Raw genomic sequence first — 18208 nt, 5'->3', positions numbered from 1 at the left:
CTTGTTTTTTACGATTTAAAACTGCTAAGGAGAGAGAAGTATGAGTGAATTGCATTTTATGAGTATAGAAGAATTGGATAATAAATTGAAAAAATCTGACAGTGGTATTTATTTCATTAAAGATTATAATGACAATATTATTTATGTAGGCAAGGCTTTTAGTATAAAAAGTAGAGTATTAGCTCATTTTAATAGTTATTCCAATATTGAGGAATATGTACATTTATTTAATAAAGTAGCGTATCTCATTGAAGATAGTTTGTTAAAACGCGCATTGTTACAAGTTACTTACATGATTAAATATAAACCAGTATTAAACAAAGAAGTACAAAAAGAATTCCCAGAGTTGTATACTCAATACATTAAGCAGACAAATAAAAAATCTATGTTGTTAGAAATTGATGAAGCTAAAGAAAAAAGGGATGAGTTAAAGAATAAATTAGTAAAATTAGTGGGTGGAAAAACTATGTTTTATGACATAATTTCTCTGTTAAACAATGGATATAACTATCATGTCCTCGCAAAAGTATTGAGCATAGAACTTCAAACTTTAATTATAATAAAAGAACACCGAAATAAATTCCCGATACCACATAATTATAAGAGGACAATAAAACATCAAGATATAATGTATGCTTTATCTGGAAAAAAGAATTTAAGTACTTCAAGGTTAAACACTTAACTTTAAAATAGTAAATTCGTTGCTTTTGTAGCTTTTATTGTTATATTGAAATGCAATGTACATTTGTGTTTCAAATTTAATTGGTGGAATAAGGGGAGGGAAAGGGTTCCTATAAAAATACTGGAATAAATTAGGTTACTCATGCGTAAATAGCATAATTAGGCACATGTTATTTATAAATATTCAAAGATACGAAAGTAATACAAATGAAATTCTTATTTCTGCTACTACAAGTACTATTGAGCAAATGAAGTATGAAATTGCTTTTGGACTAGGAGTCACACTGGGACCTGATACATCACATCATCTGCAAATGGTTCGGATCGGTGGAGAGATTACAAAACGCTTAGTTCGAATGGCTGAAAAACAGTTAACAGGTCAATACAAATTACACTAAGAAAATAATCCGTATATATACGGATTATTTTCCCTTTAATTTACAAAAAAATAAATTTCGAAATTGAAAAAACCTCTCAGATTCATTTGCAATAATCTTTTTTAGTTATGTTAATGCCATAGGTATCTGAAGGTGATAAATTCGACACGAACGATGTATGAGCCCTTAAAAGGGTTTTGGTGTTATTTGCAATTTTAATTCCATAATACTTAAGCCGATATAATAAAATGTTTTATGTCTAAATCGATATAAAACATTTTATTATTAAGTGATATTTCTTTTTTTATAGAATAAGTAAAAACTGATACTGTAGTAATTACTGTTTTGAGATCAATTTACTGTGTACCTTAATTATTGAAGTTTTTTGTTGATTAACAACTATTGTATTTGGAAATTAATAATAAGTTTATCCCGCTATTTGCCCGTAAAAGCCCGATTGGTGTGGGCTAATAATCAGTGGGGGATGAACAAAACCCCACTGATTAAAGTTTCACTTTATGTGATGCGGTAATAAAACTAGCTAGTTTGCTATTCTTAGTATTTGTAAAGTCTATATATTTTTTCCTCTTTTGTGGAAAGTAAAACTAATGTTACGACCAGTAATATAGTGTCATTTTTTGAATATTCCATTCGTTTTTTATTTTTAGTTGATGAAAAGACCTTTCTCTCAATTAAATGTTTAATTGAGTACTTGAATTTCCTCTACCTTGTATTTTTCAAAGCATAGTGCTTCAAAAATAGCCCTATCGCTTTCATCTGTTTCCAATTTCACAACTTCTTTATTATCTTTTTCTAAAATTTGGAGCAAAATAGTTTTTCAGTTTCACATTTAAATTAGCAGTATTTATTTTTTGAATTCAATTTGTATAAATGATTGAATTGGAACTTTGACTGTTATTTCTTGCGGTGGTACAGTATCTCCTGTTACTTTCGCTTTATTTTAAATCTTTTTCCAGCTTGGTCCTCGCATTGACTACCACTGTATTTTGTAGTACTTCACTGTTTTCTCAAGTTCAATAATTATATTTTGTAGAATTAAGAAAAGAACTTAGCTTATTTCCTTTACTTTACTTATCTACTCTGATATTTAGATGCTAACTACAATTAAATAATATATGATTTTTATAAAAAAGATATAGTAATATTTTGTTGTGAATTGTACTAATTTGATATTTTATAGTATTATTTGTCGTGAATTATATCTAACAGAATATATTTTATGGATCTATAAAGGAGAATGTAATGAATACTTCTATCGATATACAACACTTGTGTGATCTTGCACATAAAGCATTTAATGCCCCTGTGCATATTTTATCTGCAGACAGAAAAATTTTATATCATTCTACATCTGATAATGTTTGTAGTCCTTTTTATTCTTCAAAAGAAGAACATCTTAGTGATATTTATCAAGAAAACGATCCCTGTAACTTGCCACTTTTTCGAAGCAACAACTATCTTGAAAATTTTGTTCTAATTCATATAGAAAATCATGATGATATTAAAGGGACTATTATAATCGGTCCTACTATACATCCAAAAGATTCAGATGATATGATCATAAAATTTCAGAAAGAATTTAAATCAAATGATAACATTCAAGAAAGACTTGCCTATTATCAGTGTTTATCTGAGATTAAAAAAACTACATTAATTGATATGGGAATTTTATTACATTACATGATTTTCAATGAAAAGTTAGATGTAGATATTGTCTTGGAAAAAAATAAAGTACTAGAGGAAGTTCCTAATAAAATTGTGAAACCTGATTTATATATTTTAAAACGCCGACAAAACAAACCTAAAACGCACAATATGGCATTAGTAAATGATTTCTTTTCGACTATCAAAGAAGGAAATAAAAAAAAGTTAATACAGTATATGTATGCGGTTTCACAAGAAGATGTTGAACTTATGCTAATAGAGGATCCGCTCAGGAATCAAAAAAACCTTGGAATTATTGCGATTACCTTAGCCACTCGATATGCAATAGAAGGAAATCTGCCACCAGATATTGCTTTTGCTCATAGTATTTTATATATACAAACCCTAGAACAATTAGATAATGTAGAATCTGTAAAGCGATTGTCAGGGGACGCTTTACGTACCTTTGCAGATCGTGTGAAAGAATACAATGCAAAAAAGTATTCTTACGCGGTTACTACATGTATAAAACATATTAATAAAAATGTTTACGATGGAATATCTCTGAATGAACTTGCTAATCATTTAGAAATTACGCCTACTTATCTGTCTAAACTATTTAAAAAAGAAATGGGAATTACTTTAAGCGAATATATTCAAAGGGAACGAGTGGAAGAAGCAAAGAAATTATTAACACTCACTACTTATTCGTTATCAGATATCTGTGCTTGGCTTAACTTTAATGACCAAAGTTATTTTATAAGAGTTTTCAAAAAAATCACTAGCATGACTCCTAGGCAGTACCGTGAAAAATATACAATAATATAAGTTTGTTATCTGCTGTCTCCAATGTAAAGACTTAAACATGGGTGTAAGTATCCCAAAAGATGAAAATACTGAACTTATTACGCTAGAAAGAGTTTGTGATTTGTCTAGAAAAAGAACTTGTATTCAAATAGACGTATGAGATTAACCTGATATTATCTTGTTAGCGGAACAGTTTCAATTTTTATAACAATCATGTGCTGAATTTATAGGTATAGTTTTATTTTAGATAAACACTAGTCTGACGTCAGCTCAAACAAATAGCTCTTGAAGACTTTATAAACACATATGTGAGCAAAAGCTCAATGGAAATCTTTGTACCATATTGTTAATTTGAAAAAATACACTAACCGTTATTTTGCTAAAGGAAATAAAAAGACAGAAGGCTGCAAAGTGTTCCAAGGAAGCTTTGCAGCTTTTTTGTAATTTAAAACCTATGTTTATAACGATGATAAGTTTATAGACTAATATCTTCATACTGGATATTTGTTAATAATGATATTAGGATGTTTTGTGAAAAAATCAATAATATAACATATATTACTAAATATATCTACATTTTATGCAATTATACATAACTAAATAAAGGTAAAAAAGTATAAAAAGACCTATTATATTATTCTATAAGTATTTTTTCTAAAATAAAATTTCTTGGTTGAGCTAGAATAGTTATTTTTAACCGTATACACATTAATTTGTAATCATTACAATTACAGAAATGAAATTTACGAATAACTATATTTATATAATTTTTTCGGTTCATATTTTTATTTAACAGTAAATTATCGAGCATAATCGACAAAATTTTTCTATTTACGCATTAAAAATTTAATGTTTTAATGAACAACATAACTGGTATGACCAGACAGAAAGGAGAAGGTTACGCTAATAGGAATTATAGTGAAGTTGTAAGTAACATTATGTTGAAAATATTTTTCTGAATAGTCTTTTTGTTTACGAGAGGTCAAGAATCAAATTGGTAATAAACGTGTTCTAGGTTTCTGCATAACAAAAGTGAAGTTATTCCGCAATAAAAGTATAAGCAATGTACAGTATAATTTCACTTTTTGTTGTCTAGTAAGGAGTTTGCTGACAAAACTAAGAGGGATATTATCAAATTGAAATTAAACAATGTTATGACAAGATTAACTGTAAGCATTGGTTTATTGATCCTCACGATTCTGTAAGTTAAACCGCAACTTTAGGAAAGAATTAATAATTTACTACTCATAGGGTGCCTGATTCAAATATAGTTAATAAATTTTTGTTATTTATATTTAAAAAAATAGAGTATCGAAATGAGAGATAAATAAAATCCTGACATCCTATTAGAAGTAAAAAACAACGATATTAACGTATCTGAAAGATTTCTCCTTCTTATCCAGTTTACAAAGAGAGCGGTCGTACAAGTTATATGAATTAAGTTATAAAAACAATGGTAAAGGAGTGTACGGAATGAAAACTAAAATAATGACAGGATTTTTAATAACATCCATTGTAACTGGAGCAACTATTCCTATCAATACTCTCGCAACACCAATCGTTCAAGCAGAAACTCAACAAGAAAACATGGATATTTCTTCATCATTACGAAAATTAGGTGCGCAATCTAAATTAATCCAAACGTATATTGATCAATCTTTAATGAGTCCTAATGTACAGCTAGAGGAAGTCCCAGCTTTAAATACCAATCAATTCCTAATCAAACAAGATATGAAGGAATGGTCATCGGAACTCTATCCACAGTTAATTCTATTAAATTCAAAAAGTAAAGGATTTGTAACAAAATTTAATAGTTATTACCCGACATTAAAATCGTTTGTAGACAATAAAGAAGATAGAGAAGGGTTTTCGGATAGACTTGAAGTACTTCAAGAAATGGCTATGACGAATCAAGAAAATGCGCAACGACAAATCAATGAATTAACAGATCTTAAATTACAGCTTGATAAAAAATTAAAAGATTTTGATACTAATGTGGCAACTGCGCAAGGCATATTAGGTACAGATGGAACAGGAAAAATAGATCAATTAAAAAATGAAATATTAAATACAAAAAAAGCAATTCAAAATGATTTACAACAAATTGCATTAATACCAGGAGCTTTAAATGAGCAGGGATTTGCTATATTCAAAGAAGTTTATAGTCTTTCAAAAGAAATTATTGAACCAGCTGCTCAAGCAGGGGTGGCAGCGTATAACAAAGGAAAAGAAATTAACAACTCTATTCTAGAAGCTGAGAAAAAAGCAGTGCAAGAAGCAACAGAGCAAGGTAAAACTGCTCTAGAGATTGAATCAGCAAAAAAAGCAGCTCGTGAAGCAATTGAGAAAAGCAAACAAGGTGAAATAGCAGCCGCAGCCGCAGCAAAAACACAAGAGTATGACCTGATGAAGGTCATTGATACCGAAAAGATTAAGAAAACATTTGGCGTTTTTGCTGAAGTAAATAAATTAACAGCAGAACAGCGAGCATATTTAGATGATTTAGAGAAACAAAATCAAAAAATATATGATTTAACAACGAAATTATCAATAGCTGATTTACAAAAATCAATGCTTCTTCTTACACAAAATGATTTGCATACGTTTGCAAATCAAGTAGATGTAGAACTTGATCTACTAAAGCGCTATAAAGAAGATTTAAATCTAATAAAAAATAGCATTACAAAATTATCTACTAATGTTGATACAACTAACGAGCAGTCTCAAAAAGATACATTAAGACAATTAAAAAATGTAATAAGTTACCTTGAAGAACAAGTATATAAATTTTAATATTGCGTTTTTTGGGAATTCATAAAGATTATAAGCATTTAGCGAAAGAAGGAGAATAGTCATGAAAAAATTTCCATTCAAAGTACTAACTTTAGCTACATTAGCAACTGTTATAACTGCTACTACCGGTAACACTATTCATGCATTTGCACAAGAAACGACCGCTCAAGAACAAAAAGTAGGCAATTATGCATTAGGCCCCGAAGGACTGAAGAAAGCATTGGCTGAAACAGGGTCTCATATTCTAGTAATGGATTTATATGCAAAAACAATGATTAAGCAACCAAATGTAAATTTATCTAATATCGATTTAGGGTCAGAGGGTGGAGAGTTGCTCAAAAATATTCACCTTAATCAAGAGCTGTCACGAATCAATGCGAATTACTGGTTAGATACAGCGAAGCCACAGATTCAAAAAACTGCTCGTAATATTGTAAATTACGATGAACAATTTCAAAATTATTACGACACATTAGTAGAAACTGTACAAAAGAAAGATAAGGCAGGTCTAAAAGAGGGTATAAATGATTTAATTACTACAATCAATACAAATTCAAAAGAAGTTACAGATGTGATTAAGATGCTACAAGACTTCAAAGGGAAACTATATCAAAATTCTACAGATTTTAAAAATAATGTTGGTGGTCCAGATGGGAAAGGTGGATTAACTGCAATATTAGCAGGTCAACAGGCAACGATTCCACAACTTCAAGCTGAAATTGAGCAACTTCGTTCTACCCAGAAAAAACATTTTGATGATGTATTAGCATGGTCAATTGGTGGTGGATTGGGAGCAGCTATTTTAGTTATTGCAGCTATTGGAGGAGCGGTAGTTATTGTTGTAACTGGCGGTACAGCAACACCGGCTGTTGTTGGTGGACTCTCGGCTCTTGGCGCAGCTGGTATCGGTCTAGGAACTGCGGCTGGTGTCACAGCATCTAAGCATATGGACTCCTATAATGAAATTTCTAACAAAATCGGAGAATTAAGTATGAAAGCAGATCGTGCTAATCAAGCAGTTCTTTCGCTTACTAACGCGAAAGAAACATTGGCATATTTATACCAGACTGTAGATCAAGCGATATTGTCTCTAACAAATATTCAAAAGCAATGGAATACAATGGGCGCAAATTATACAGATTTACTGGATAATATCGATTCTATGCAAGACCACAAATTCTCTTTAATACCAGATGATTTAAAAGCCGCTAAAGAAAGTTGGAATGATATTCATAAAGATGCAGAATTCATTTCAAAAGATATTGCTTTTAAACAGGAGTAGAACTGAAATTTAAAACCTAAATTGGAGGAAAATGAAATGATAAAAAAAATCCCTTACAAATTACTCGCTGTATCGACGCTATTAACTATTACAACTGCTAATGTAGTTTCACCAGTAACAACTTTTGCAAGTGAAATTGAACAAACGAACAATGGAGATACGGCTCTTTCTGCAAATGAAGCGAGAATGAAAGAGACCTTGCAAAAGGCTGGATTATTTGCAAAATCTATGAATGCCTATTCTTATATGTTAATTAAGAATCCTGATGTGAATTTTGAGGGAATTACCATTAATGGATATGTAGATTTACCTGGTAGAATCGTACAAGATCAAAAGAATGCAAGGGCACATGCTGTTACTTGGGATACGAAAGTAAAAAAACAGCTTTTAGATACATTGAATGGTATTGTTGAATACGATACAACATTTGATAATTATTATGAAACAATGATAGAGGCGATTAATACAGGGGATGGAGAAACTTTAAAAGAAGGGATTACAGATTTACGAGGTGAAATTCAACAAAATCAAAAGTATGCACAACAACTAATAGAAGAATTAACTAAATTAAGAGACTCTATTGGACACGATGTTAGAGCATTTGGAAGTAATAAAGAGCTCTTGCAGTCAATTTTAAAAAATCAAGGTGCAGATGTTGATGCCGATCAAAAGCGTCTAGAAGAAGTATTAGGATCAGTAAACTATTATAAACAATTAGAATCTGATGGGTTTAATGTAATGAAGGGTGCTATTTTGGGTCTACCAATAATTGGCGGTATTATAGTGGGAGTAGCAAGGGATAATTTAGGTAAGTTAGAGCCTTTATTAGCAGAATTACGTCAGACCGTGGATTATAAAGTAACCTTAAATCGTGTAGTTGGAGTTGCTTACAGTAATATTAATGAAATGCACAAGGCGCTTGATGATGCTATTAACGCTCTTACTTATATGTCCACGCAGTGGCATGATTTAGATTCTCAATATTCGGGCGTTCTAGGGCATATTGAGAATGCAGCTCAAAAAGCCGATCAAAATAAATTTAAATTCTTAAAACCTAATTTAAATGCAGCGAAAGACAGTTGGAAAACATTACGAACAGATGCTGTTACATTAAAAGAAGGAATAAAGGAATTAAAAGTGGAAACTGTTACTCCACAAAAATAGGGAAATATTAATTCTGTTGTAAAGTGAACTAAAACATAGAAAGTCTATGATTACACTGTTAAACAGAAAAGTAATAATTAACAAATCCTTATATAACAGAAAGGCGGAGTCTCATTAAAGACTTCGCCTTTCAATTATATATAAGTATTATTCGAATAAAAAATAACCTTGTAGTTTAATTGCTTTTTTAAAATTTGCAACAGAATCGGTTAATTTGAAGCAGATTATATACATTTTCTTTAATACTTAATGATTTGAAGGCTGCTAAAGAAAGTTCAAACGATACTGATAAAAGATGTAGAACTCATTTTGAAAGACATCGCTTTTTAATAAGATTAGAACTTGAAACCATACCTTATATAGGAGGAATACGAAATGATGAAAAAAATCCCTAATAAACTACTCGCTGTATCAGCGTTTTTAACTATAACAACTACTTATGCAGTCATACCACTAGAAACTTTTGCAATTGAAATTGAACAAACGAACACTGAAAATATGTCTCTTTCAGCAAATGAAGAACAGATGAAAAAAGCTTTGCAAGATGCTGGTTTATTTGCAAAAGCTATGAATGAATATTCTTATTTGCTAATTAATAATCCAGATGTGAGTTTTGAAGGAATAACTATTAATGGAAATGCAGATTTACCTAGTAAAATTGTACAAGATCAAAAGAATGCAAGAGCACATGCTGTTACATGGAATACACAAGTGAAAAAACAGCTTTTTGATACATTGACAGGCATTATAGAATACGATACAAAATTTGAAAATTATTATGAAACATTAGTAGAGGCGATCAATACTGGAAATGGAGATACTTTAAAAAAAGGGATTACAGATTTACAGGGAGGAATTCAACAAAATCAAAAGTCTGCAAAAGCATTAATAGAAGAATTAATTCAATTAAAAAATGCTATTGGAGAAGATGTTAGAACATTTGGAAGTCATAAAGAGACATTGCAATCGATTTTAAAAAACCAAGGTGCTGATGTGGAGGCTGACCAAAAGCGTCTAGAGGACCTTTTAGGACAAGTAAAATATCAGAAAGACATAGAATCTAAGGGGTTAGACATGGTGAAAATCCCATTTATTCCAACCTTGATTGCTGGTGGCATAATGATAGGTGATGCAAGAGGTAAGTTAGGTTGGCTAGAACCTGAATTAGCAAAATTGCGTCAGACTGTAGATTATAAAATAACATTGAATCGTGTAGTTGGAGTTGCATTTCATAATATTAGTGATATGCATAGTATGCTTGATAGTGCTATCACTGCTCTTACTTATATGTCTACGCAATGGGAGGATTTAGATTCTCAATATTCGGGTGTACTGGGACATATTGATAAAGCTGATCAAAAAGCTGATCAAAATAAATATAAATTCTTAACCCCTAGCTTGAATGCAGCGAAAAACAGTTGGAAAACATTAAAAACAGATGTTGTCACTTTGCAAGAAGGGATAAAAATTGCAGAGAAAAAAGAACAGGATTTTTTGAATCAGCTTCGTCCATCAAACGTTTTCTACTTTTATAAAAAAATTCATAATGCATACACTTTTGAAATAAAGACTGGAACAAATGCGCCAAATGCGTCTTATAAAGTTATGAATTTAACTAAAAACACTGTTCATAATATGTGGAGTGGAGGGGCTAATACTAACATGTGGGCTGATTGGCTTTCATTCAATCCAAATGATGAATTTGCGGTAGTAGCAGTAGTGGATGGTAAAGAATATGTTGTGTATAAAGACAAAGTACAAAATATAATGAACTGAATCTGAAAGTAACGAAGTAATTGGAGCTGGACAATAAACTAGACACCAAGTTAATTGAAAAATTGCAATGGCATATATCTCCTTATATCCTAGAATATTTTGCTCAAGAAAAAGAATTTGTTCAGCGAAAAAGTAAATATTGAACCCAAGGAGTTAGTTGTATTATGTGTATGGTTTTACCGAAAGGTTTCAAGTACATTACTCATACAATTATGTAGTTATCCTGAAGCATCTACAGGTGTTCTTATCGACCTTGAAGAACTACTTAGCTTCCTAAGTGGAGTGATTTTATGCAAAATTAAGTGAACGTTTTTGTACATAGATTAGTTGACATTTATATAGGTTTTTTCCATTTTCAAAGATAGTTTTGTTTTTTATGTTATTTTTCAAAAATTACTGCTAAAATTTCTATATTCATGACTCAGCATATAATCATTGTTTGATGAAATGACTACCACGTCCCTTAGAGTTTCAGATATATTACGATAACTTAAAGAAAAAAGATAATAGTAGTCAACGGTTACTATTATCTTTTTTGAACTATTTTTCATTAAAATATCTCATCTGCTGTGCTCCTTATTTACTTATCTAGATTTTATCCTAGTTTAAAATTTATGCATCTGAACTGTTTATACAATTTGTAGGATTTTTAGCTTTTTTGTCGAATACACTTAATGCAAGGAGGGACATTACATGATTATTAAAGATTATTTCATCAACCTTTCTATTTTTTCTTTATTAGTTAGCGCAGCAATATTTATTCAAGTGTTTACAATTAATTCTAGTCGATATTTCGAAAAGCTCTATGGAGGGATTATTGCAGTTACGTTAATGTTCTTTTCTTTTCCATACATGGGATTTTCCTACGATCTTCGAGTTGTTCCTCTTATTCTATCTTTTATTTACTTTGGTCGTATTGCTGGTTGGATTACGTTAATTAGCATAATTGTAATGCGTATCTTTTACACTGGAGGGTATTGGGAACCTCCTGTGATTGCTTATTTAGGTATGGGGATTCTATTTTCTACTTTTAAAACTTATTTTAAAAAACTACATCCTTTTAAAAGTGCATCTTTATATTTTTCTGTTTTTATTGGAATAAAGTGGTTAGTTGGCGTATTATTTAATACTACATTACTTTACACAGGAGGCCTATTATATATAGCGTTAGGACTTTTAATTGGGCTATTTCTTATGGAAGCCTACCAGAGATTGTATTATTTAACACAGGACTTATCTAAAATGAATCGAGAATTAAAAAAATCGAAGCAAGAACTTGCAGATACCGTACATGAGCTTCAAGGAGGAATTTTTAAATTTAAAAAAGTGGGTAAGCACTTTATACACACTTTATGTGATGGACAGTTTTATTATCAAAACGGATTTTATTCTGAACAGGTGGTAGGAAAAAGCTTACGTACTATTGATGCTTCTATTGTTCCTCCACATTTAGTTCCACAATTGATGAAGTACTATCTTCAGGCATGGGAAGGAAAAGAAATTATATTTGAATTACCTTGGCCAAATGATAAAACTATTATTCTTATTGCGCTTAGGCCGATTAAACGAAATGGACAAGTTATTGAAGTTGTTGGTTCTACAGTTGATATAACTGAAAGGAAAAAGGTAGAATCAGAATTAAGCGCTACCAAAGAATTATTGGAATCATTTATAAAGCACAATCTAGATGCTATTACCATTTCTGATCGAGAAGGGCATATTTTACAAGCGAATAAAGCTTATGAAAAGATATTTGGGTGGTCATCACAAGAAATCATAGGTAAGAGATTACCTTGTGTACCAGATTTTTTAATGGAAGAATCGCTTAAAAATATTCAGAAAATTCTAACAGGTGAATCTGTGGTTACTAGATTAGAAACTGTTAGACAAAGGAGCGATGGGAGTCTTCTTGATGTTAGTCTGACAGTTTCTCCTATACTAGATGTAAGAGGAAATGTGATAGCTTTATCAGCAATATGTAGAGACATCTCTGAAAGAAAACAAGCAGAAAGAGAACGACATCGATTACACCAGCAATTAAGAGATAGTGAAATGAAGTACCGTGCACTAATCGAACAAGCAACTGATGCGGTATATGTAGTAGAGCTGAATGAAGAGAATGCTCCAAGTCGATTTATTGAGGTAAACCCTGTTGGGTGTAGAAGATTTGGATATAGTAGAGAAGAGTTGCTCTCATTATCATTTTCAAATATAGTACCACAAGATTCTCAAATGATCGTAAGGTTATTAGAAAAAATTAAAAAGGGACAAACTTCCTTCACTTTGCAAGATGAATATGTTTTTCCAACAGGAAAAGTAATAACAACTGAGTTTAGTGTTCGTGTTTTTAACTTAAATGGTAAAAAAGTTTTCCTAAGTATTTCTCGTGATATCACTGAACGGCTAAAAACAGAAGAATTATTACGAAAATCTGAAAAACTTGCTGTTGTAGGACAATTAGCGACTGTAATGGCTCATGAGATTAATAATCCATTAACTGCAATGAAAGGGTTCATGCAATTACTAAAATCAACGGAAAATGAGAATAATCAGGGTTATATTAATATAGTATCATCAGAGATTGAGCGTATAGAGAGCATTACAACTGAATTTATGGCGGTAGCCAAACCACAGGTGGTAAAAATGCAACCTAATAACATTAGTGTGCTAATGGATCAAGTTTTAATGCTACTACAACCTCAAGCAATGATGAATAATATAAAATTTAGAATCGATCTTAACCCTGGTATTCCATTGATTTCATGTGAAGGAAATCAATTAAAACAAGTATTTGTTAATATATTAAAAAATGCAATTGAATCTATGCCGATGGGAGGGGAAATTCTGATTCAAATAAATATACTTGATAATAATCAAGTAAGCATTCGTTTTATCGATCAAGGGTGTGGGATTCCAAAAGAACGTATACCATACCTCGGAGAACCTTTTTATAGTATTAAAGAAGAGGGGATTGGCTTAGGGTTAATGATCTGTTATAAAATCATTGAAACACATCAGGGAAAGGTATTTATTGAGAGTGAAGTGAATAAGGGGACTATAGTTGAAGTCACGCTCCCTATTTGTACACTTCAAAATTAATATATTCTTTTACTGAAATTTTTTAAGAAACCATACAAAATGTAATGCTATTAAACAAAAACTAAATAGAACTTTATATCGTTGTTTACAAGAGGAAATGACAAACGCAACAAGACATGGAGAAGCGGGAAACGATACAAGTCTTGTTACAATATCATACAAATCATGTAATACTTCCAAAACAAGATTGTCTGTATATGTCGAAGAGTTATATCCCCGATACACTTAATCAATTAACTATAGAAACTGGTGGAATGAAACGAAAATGTAAGTATCATAGGAACCTATGGTTAAATCAAGAAATCTCTACTACGGCTCTTACTCAACTGTGTAGTCAGTTTAGAAATCATAACAGGGATTTTATTAAGCATGGAGGGAATTAATCGACACTTTAACTTAGCTTCTGCAGCTGTCTACTGTTCAAAAAATAGTTTCTGTATGTTATACCAAAATTAAAGAATGTACTTTTAGAATTTATAAAAAATATAATTAGGATTAAATTAAAACCTTCCAAAAAGCCTGTTATAAAAACCTCCTTTCTTTAGAACCAAAAGAAAGGAGGTTTTTAATATTGTAATTTTTCTCGAAAATATTTCAAATTTTTACTTGTAATACATTTTTTAACTGATTTTGGTTAAGTTATTTTCAAAGGCGTTATTATTAATTCAATAAGTATATTTACATATCACCATCCCTAATTTTAAAAATAGCAATTTCCTGAAAACTATATATAGTTTCTTTCTGAAAGGAAGGGTATTATCAATTGAAACCACATGAAAGAATATCTGTTTACTCTATAGAATCTTTGCAGGATTTAATGAAATTACTAAAAAAATCTAAAGATTTTATAACGTTGGAAATTGCTTCTAATAATTCCTCTATAGTCATTTCATATTTTAGAACATTAATCGATGTAAATATATTTCATGAAGAGGTTTTGACTTATATAAAAGAGAAGAGCTTCGATTCGTTACAAGATATTCACTCTGTCTTACCTTTTGAGAATTCAAAAATAACAAATCAAATGGAAGATATTCAGGATAGTATTTTAAATGGCTATATACTTATTCAGTTCGATACAGATAAATTAAATTGTTTGTTAGTAAATGTGTCAAAGAAAGAAAAAAGGGATATTACAAAAGCCGAAATTGAATACAATATTGTGGGTCCGCAAATCGCATTTGTCGAAGATTTAGATGTAAATTTAAATTTAGTACGTAGAAAGCTTCCAACACCTTATTTACAAATGAAAGAATTGAAAGTAGGATCTCTCTCTAACACAACTGTTGCGATTGTATTTATTGAGGGAATTGTAAATGATCAAAATCTACAAGAAATTATAAAAAGGGTAAGTCAAATAAAAACAGACCATGTTTTGGATAGTACTTATTTGATGCAGTTAATTGCAGACAACCCAAATTCTATATTCCCTCAATTTTTGAATACAGAACGTCCGGACCGTGTGGCAGCTGTATTAGCAGAAGGAAAAATTGCACTTTTTGTAGATGGCTCGCCTTATGCCATCACTCTTCCAACAACATTAATTGATTTTTTTTCTACGACAGAAGATTACACCATGCCTTGGATTATAGCCTCTTTTTTTCGTCTATTAAGGCTTTTTGCTTTTATATTTTCTGTCTTAACGACGCCATTATATGTCTCGATCTTAACATATCATTACGAGCTTATACCAAAAGAACTTCTTGAAACGTTAATCATATCGAGAAGTAAAGTACCTTTTCCTCCATTAATTGAAGCACTTTTTTTAGAAATAACAATTGAATTACTGAGAGAAGCGGGGGCACGTTTACCAACTAAAGTGGGTTTAACTGTCGGTATAGTAGGTGGTATTGTGATTGGACAAGCATCGGTAGAAGCAAGTCTTACAAGTAACGTACTTATTATCATTGTTGCACTTTCAGCTCTTAGTTCATTTACAGCGCCAATATATCGTATTGGTAATACAATTCGAGTAATTCGTTTTCCTTTTATAATATCTGCACACCTATTGGGCTTATTAGGAATTGTTTTAACAAGCTCTTTACTTTTAGCACGTTTATTACGTACAGAATCATTAAGACGTCCTTATTTGTTTCCTTTTTATCCTACACGCCCTACAGATTGGAAAGACAGTATTATACGTATGCCGATCTCAGCGATGTTTCGACGTCCTATTTTTTCAAGGTCTAAACAGCGTTTTCGCTTTAATCCAGAAGAGGTAGAGAAAAATAAAATACTATCAAGAAATGATTTCGATGATTGAATTTAACAGGGAGGAGCATTATGAAACAGATCCCAATTGAGTATCAAGTCTCGCCATATATGGTATTTTTTTTAATTATTACTATACAGTTGGGAGTTGGTATGCTTGGTTTTGAAAGGATTAGTGCAAAATTAGTTGGAAATGATGCGTGGATTAGCACGCTACTTTTTGGAATATCTGTTAATGTTATGATTTGGATTATATATCAGATTTTAAATCAGGGTAATGGAGACATCATTGCAATCAATCAAAACGTACTTGGAAAATGGATTGGTGGATTGCTCAACTTCATTTTTTTATCCTATATTGTATTGTTAGGTGCAACAACACTACATACTTATATCGAAGTAGTACATGTTTGGATGTTTCCTTCAATTTCATCTTGGGTTATAGCGGGGGCTTTTTTGGGTCTATGTTATTACATTGTTACTGGAGGATTTCGTGTAGTTGCCGGAATCGGCTTCTTTGGAATCGTTATCCCAAGCATTCTAATTTTCACATTTTTTTATCCTTTGCAGTATGCAGATTTCCGGAATTTATTTCCAATTGCACAGCATTCATTCCTAGAAATTATGAAAGGAATGAAAGGAAATATGTTTAGTTTTTTTGGATTTGAAATGTTATTGTTGTACTACCCATTTATTAAAAAGGCAAGAACGTCTCAAAAATATGCGCACTATGCAAATTTAGTAACGACTATTGTCTACACATACCTTATGATTTTAACTCTTGCGTTTTTTAGTGAAAAGCAACTTGCGAACGCGATATGGGCATATTTAAGCATGATTAAAATTATACAATTTCCCTTTATAGAGCGGTTTGAATACATTATTGTTTCTGTTTGGGCTTTTTTTATATTACCCAATGTTTCCTTTACATTATGGGGAGTAAGTCGTGGTATAAAAGAGGCACTGGGAATAAAGCAAAAATATGTTTTGCCAGTTATCATCATATTCATCTTTATTTTGTCATTTTTCTTGAATAACCGTAATAAAATTAACTTATTAAATACTTGGACAGGTCAAATTGGCTTTGTATATATATATGTATACCTACCTGTACTATGGCTAATTCAAACGGCCAAAATAAAGTTAAGGAGATAAACATGAAGCGCTGGATACTTTTCCTTATATTAGGTGTCTTCTTAATAGGTTGTGCTAAAACAAAAATTGTGGATGACATTGATTTAGTTCAAGTTGCGGCATATGATACTGAAGCAGAAGGTAAGCTAAAAGGAACCTTTGCGATTTCAGCTTATAAAGGAGGCGGGGAAGGTGAAACAAAAATCTATTCAGCATCAGGCCAGACTGGTAGAGAAGTTCTTGCAAGAGCATCCGAAAAATCTTCTGGACCTCTAGAGTTGGGGCAATTGCGTGTTATTATTTTTAATGAAAAAATAATTGAAAAGGGAATGCAGGAAATTTTAGAGACTTTGAACCGAAATCCTAGTGTAGGAAATGCAATTTATTTAGCAATTACAAATGTAGAAGGGGAATCACTATTAAAGGGGAACTATTCTAAAGAAAAAGAAATTGCTTCTTATCTATCCTCTTTACTGGAGCAAAATATGAACAATGGGACGCAACCAAAAACAAACTTTTTTATGTTTTTAAATCAACTTGATGATGATGCGAGAGATTCCTATTTACCGATGATATCTAAAAAAGGGAATGTGTTGGAGTTAAATGGAATAGCACTTTTTAAAAGATGTAAAATGGTTGATAAAGTGAACCCTAAAGATTTATTTGTATTTAAATTGTTGACAGATAATTTCAAACAAGGTACATACCAATTCAAACTACCTGGTTCTTCAAACACTTATGCCACGATAGAGAATATAAAAGCTAGAACAAAATATAAGATGGAGGGGAATAGTAAGCATCCATTCGTAAATGCTTATATTCAAGTTAAAGCTGAAATTCAAGAATTTACAAAAACAAAAAATCTAGATAATCCTAAAGAAATAAAAAAATTAGAAAAAATTATGGAAAAAGAAATAGAAAAAAAAGCAACTACATTGATAAAGAGATTTATTAAAAAAGACACAGATCCTATAGGACTTAGAAAGCTTGGTAGAACTCACGTAAGAAAATGGAACAGTCAAGAATGGGAAGAATCCTATAAACATTTACGTTTTCGTGTAACAGCTGATGTAAAAGTAACCCAATCTGGTGTTACAGAATAAATCAAATAAGATATGGGAAATTTTAATAAAAAATATAGTCTCGCAGGAGATTAGGGAGAAGAGAAACTATTAACAAAGAATTTCATAAACATTAAGATGCTTTGTTAATAGTTTTT

At 31.1% G+C, this 18208-nt stretch carries 12 protein-coding genes; 11 read left to right on the top strand and 1 reads right to left on the bottom strand.

The features are described from left to right. Nucleotides 1-40 precede the first annotated feature (40 nt). Together MHI26_RS15850 and MHI26_RS15845 are read left to right on the top strand one after the other, a co-directional pair. Nucleotides 41-682: a nucleotide excision repair endonuclease gene (locus MHI26_RS15850; RefSeq protein ID WP_061665936.1), complete on the top strand. Its 642-nt coding sequence runs from the start codon at nt 41-43 to the stop codon at nt 680-682. A 166-nt stretch (nt 683-848) separates the two neighbouring features. After that, on the top strand, nt 849-1079 hold the full coding sequence (locus MHI26_RS15845; protein ID WP_000897405.1) for an alpha/beta-type small acid-soluble spore protein: 231 nt from the start codon (nt 849-851) through the stop codon (nt 1077-1079). A 679-nt stretch (nt 1080-1758) separates the two neighbouring features. On the opposite strand, the gene MHI26_RS15840 is transcribed toward MHI26_RS15845, so the two are convergent. After that, nucleotides 1759-1887: a peptidase gene (locus tag MHI26_RS15840; RefSeq protein WP_340808740.1), complete on the bottom strand. Its 129-nt coding sequence runs from the start codon at nt 1885-1887 to the stop codon at nt 1759-1761. Nucleotides 1888-2321: 434 nt separating this feature from the next. Here MHI26_RS15840 and MHI26_RS15835 point away from each other — a divergent pair, with 434 nt between their 5' ends. The 9 genes from MHI26_RS15835 to MHI26_RS15785 all read left to right on the top strand — a co-directional run bounded on the left by MHI26_RS15835 (nt 2322) and on the right by MHI26_RS15785 (nt 18092). After that, entirely contained in the window at nt 2322-3551 is a 1230-nt protein-coding gene (locus MHI26_RS15835; protein WP_061665937.1) for a helix-turn-helix domain-containing protein, read from the top strand. Nucleotides 3552-5003: 1452 nt separating this feature from the next. Next, nucleotides 5004-6323 carry a hemolytic enterotoxin HBL lytic component L2 gene (gene hblC, locus MHI26_RS15830; protein WP_061665938.1) on the top strand — a complete coding sequence of 440 codons (1320 nt, stop codon included), beginning with the start codon at nt 5004-5006 and terminating at the stop codon, nt 6321-6323. 61 nt (nt 6324-6384) lie between these two features. Further along, the gene (gene hblD, locus MHI26_RS15825; protein ID WP_000714435.1) at nt 6385-7605 is read left to right on the top strand and encodes a hemolytic enterotoxin HBL lytic component L1; all 1221 of its coding nucleotides are present in this window, start codon (nt 6385-6387) and stop codon (nt 7603-7605) included. A 36-nt stretch (nt 7606-7641) separates the two neighbouring features. Beyond that, the gene (gene hblA, locus MHI26_RS15820) at nt 7642-8769 is read left to right on the top strand and encodes a hemolysin BL binding component B (RefSeq protein WP_000591969.1); all 1128 of its coding nucleotides are present in this window, start codon (nt 7642-7644) and stop codon (nt 8767-8769) included. 375 nt (nt 8770-9144) lie between these two features. Next, a complete protein-coding gene (hblB, locus tag MHI26_RS15815; RefSeq protein WP_000976163.1) occupies nt 9145-10545 on the top strand; it encodes a hemolysin BL regulatory component HblB in 1401 nt (466 codons plus the stop codon). A 693-nt stretch (nt 10546-11238) separates the two neighbouring features. Further along, nucleotides 11239-13644, top strand: a complete 2406-nt coding sequence (locus MHI26_RS15805; RefSeq protein WP_000584304.1) for a PAS domain S-box protein — start codon at nt 11239-11241, stop codon at nt 13642-13644. Between the two features lie 763 nt (nt 13645-14407). Then, a complete protein-coding gene (locus MHI26_RS15795; protein WP_000802306.1) occupies nt 14408-15907 on the top strand; it encodes a spore germination protein in 1500 nt (499 codons plus the stop codon). Between the two features lie 20 nt (nt 15908-15927). Continuing rightward, nucleotides 15928-17010 carry a GerAB/ArcD/ProY family transporter gene (locus MHI26_RS15790; protein WP_000809695.1) on the top strand — a complete coding sequence of 361 codons (1083 nt, stop codon included), beginning with the start codon at nt 15928-15930 and terminating at the stop codon, nt 17008-17010. A 2-nt stretch (nt 17011-17012) separates the two neighbouring features. Beyond that, nucleotides 17013-18092, top strand: a complete 1080-nt coding sequence (locus MHI26_RS15785) for a Ger(x)C family spore germination protein (protein WP_061665939.1) — start codon at nt 17013-17015, stop codon at nt 18090-18092. Nucleotides 18093-18208 lie beyond the last annotated feature (116 nt).

This window comes from Bacillus sp. FSL K6-1218 (assembly GCF_038006445.1).
GTDB classification, from domain to species: domain Bacteria; phylum Bacillota; class Bacilli; order Bacillales; family Bacillaceae_G; genus Bacillus_A; species Bacillus_A thuringiensis_S.
Note: the sequence above shows the minus strand (reverse complement) of the source record. Positions and strands in the feature narration are given on the sequence as shown.